The sequence below is a fragment of the Paraconexibacter sp. genome (assembly GCF_041602235.1).
In the GTDB taxonomy this organism is placed as follows: Bacteria; Actinomycetota; Thermoleophilia; order Solirubrobacterales; family Solirubrobacteraceae; genus Paraconexibacter.
In genome coordinates this window covers 1-1,883 of sequence record NZ_JBFIGP010000460.1, presented here as the reverse complement: position 1 = coordinate 1,883, position 1,883 = coordinate 1, and the positions used below count along the sequence as shown (strand labels likewise).

General features: G+C 67.7%; 2 protein-coding genes. One reads left to right on the top strand and one right to left on the bottom strand.

Going from position 1 to position 1,883, the window contains the following annotated elements:
• Nucleotides 1–128 precede the first annotated feature (128 nt).
• Nucleotides 129–1,361, bottom strand: a complete 1,233-nt coding sequence (locus tag ABYE80_RS20410; protein WP_372792227.1) for a cytochrome P450 — start codon at nucleotides 1,359–1,361, stop codon at nucleotides 129–131.
• A gap of 129 nt (nucleotides 1,362–1,490) precedes the next feature.
• Here ABYE80_RS20410 and ABYE80_RS20405 point away from each other — a divergent pair.
• Nucleotides 1,491–1,883, top strand: a 393-nt coding sequence (locus ABYE80_RS20405) for a TetR/AcrR family transcriptional regulator (protein ID WP_372792225.1), incomplete at its 3' end; no start/stop codon positions are given.

The following is a 1,883-nucleotide window of genomic DNA, read 5'->3' as shown; positions in this document are numbered from 1 at the left end:
GACCCTGCGGTCCGGGTCCTCGCTCAACCTGGCGGCGACGACGCAGCCTGCTGCCCCGCCGCCGATGACGATGTTGTCGTACGTCTGGCTCATGGATCCTCTCCTCGTCGGCTGCTGGTGCTGGGAGCTCAGGCGCCGCCGCCCCGCACCGGGAGCGTCGTCAGCTGGTTCACGAAGATCGCGGTCGCGTACCGGGGCCGTCCCGCGAACTCGAGGTCCGGGTAGCGGTCCAGGAACTCCTCGAACATCACCCTGAGCTCGAGCCGCGCGAGTGCGGTCCCCAGGCAGAAGTGCCGACCGCCGGCGCCGAACGCCTGGTGCTCGGGGTTGCGCTCGACGCGGAACGCCTGCGGGTCCTCGTAGACCGCCTCGTCGTACCCGGTGGCCGGGTACCACATCATGACCTTGTCGCCCTTCTTGATCGGGCAGCCGCCGAGCTCGGTGTCCTCGGTCGCCGTTCGGCGGAAATGGGCGAAGGCGGGGAACATCCGCAGGCACTCCTCGACCATGCTGGGGATGAGCCCCGGGTCGGCGACGACCTTCGCGCGCTCCTCCGGGTTCTCGACGAGGGCCTTCACGCCGCTGCAGAAGGTGGCCTTCGTGCTGTCGTTGCCGGCGGTCACGAGCAGGATGAAGCCCATGACGATCTCCCAGTCGCTGAGCTTGTCCCCGTCGATCTCGGCGTGGACGAGGATGCTCATCAGGTCGTCGGTCGGGTTGGCGCGCCGCTCGTCGATGAGGACCTGGCAGCGCTGGACGATCATCGGGATCACGGTCTCGATGACGTCCTCGGGGCCTTCCGGGTTCATCTCCGCGTCGTCGCCGCCGACGAGCCGGTTCATCAGCTCGGCCCACATTGCGTCGTCCTCCTCGGCGATGCCCATGAAGCTGCCGATGACCCGCGACACGACCGGCTGAGCGAACTCGGTCACGACGTCGATCTCATCGCGGCCGTCGATGCGGTCGAGAACCTGTCGGGCGATGGCCCGGATCGAGTCCTCGTGCTCGGCGATCCGCTTCGGGGTGAAGCCACGCTGGAAGAGCGACTTCAGCCGCCCGTGCTTGGGCGGGTCCATCCCGATGAACATCCCGTTCTGGACCTCGAGCTGCACCCACGGCATGCCGACCATGCCACCGAGCTCCGAGGAGTACAGCTGCCAGTTGCGGCTGACCTCGTGGACGAGCTCCTGGTTGGTCACCGACCAGAACCCCGGCTCCTCGGGGAAGCTCGTCATGCCCGAGCTCCAATGGACCGGGCACTCCCTGCGCAGCTGCTCGAACAGGGCCAGTGGCGGACCCTCGCGCCAGTGCTCCGGGTCCGCGACCCGGATGGTCTTCAGATCAGATGACAGGGTGGACATGCGCTGCGGCTCTCCTCGACTCGCGATTCACGGGACCGGAAGAGCCTAACGGCGTGTCTTACAGTGTGTCAAGCTATATGTCAGCACAGTGTATTGGCGTCGTTACCCGTGGTGTATCGTCCCCTGGCGATGAGCGTGCTCTCGAAGCGTCCGACGACGGGACAGACCGCGGCGGTCAACCGCGAAGCCATCCTCGAGGCGACGGTGCAGCTGCTGCAGCGGGGCGTTTCCTACGCGGAGATCAGCGTCTCCGCGATCGCGGCGGAGGCGTCGGTCTCGAGACCGACGTTCTACGCCTACTTCAACGACAAGCGGGACCTCATGCTCGCGCTCGGGGCCCGCTTCGAGCAACGCACGCACGGTGCCGCCGACGCCTGGCTGGAACTGCGCGACGACGACCTGCACGCGACGCTACGCGGCGTCCTCGAGGCGTTCCGCGGAGACCACGCGACCCTCCGGGCGATCGTCGAGGCCGCCACCTACGACCCCGAGGTGGCCGAGTTCTGGCGCAGCTTCCACGCG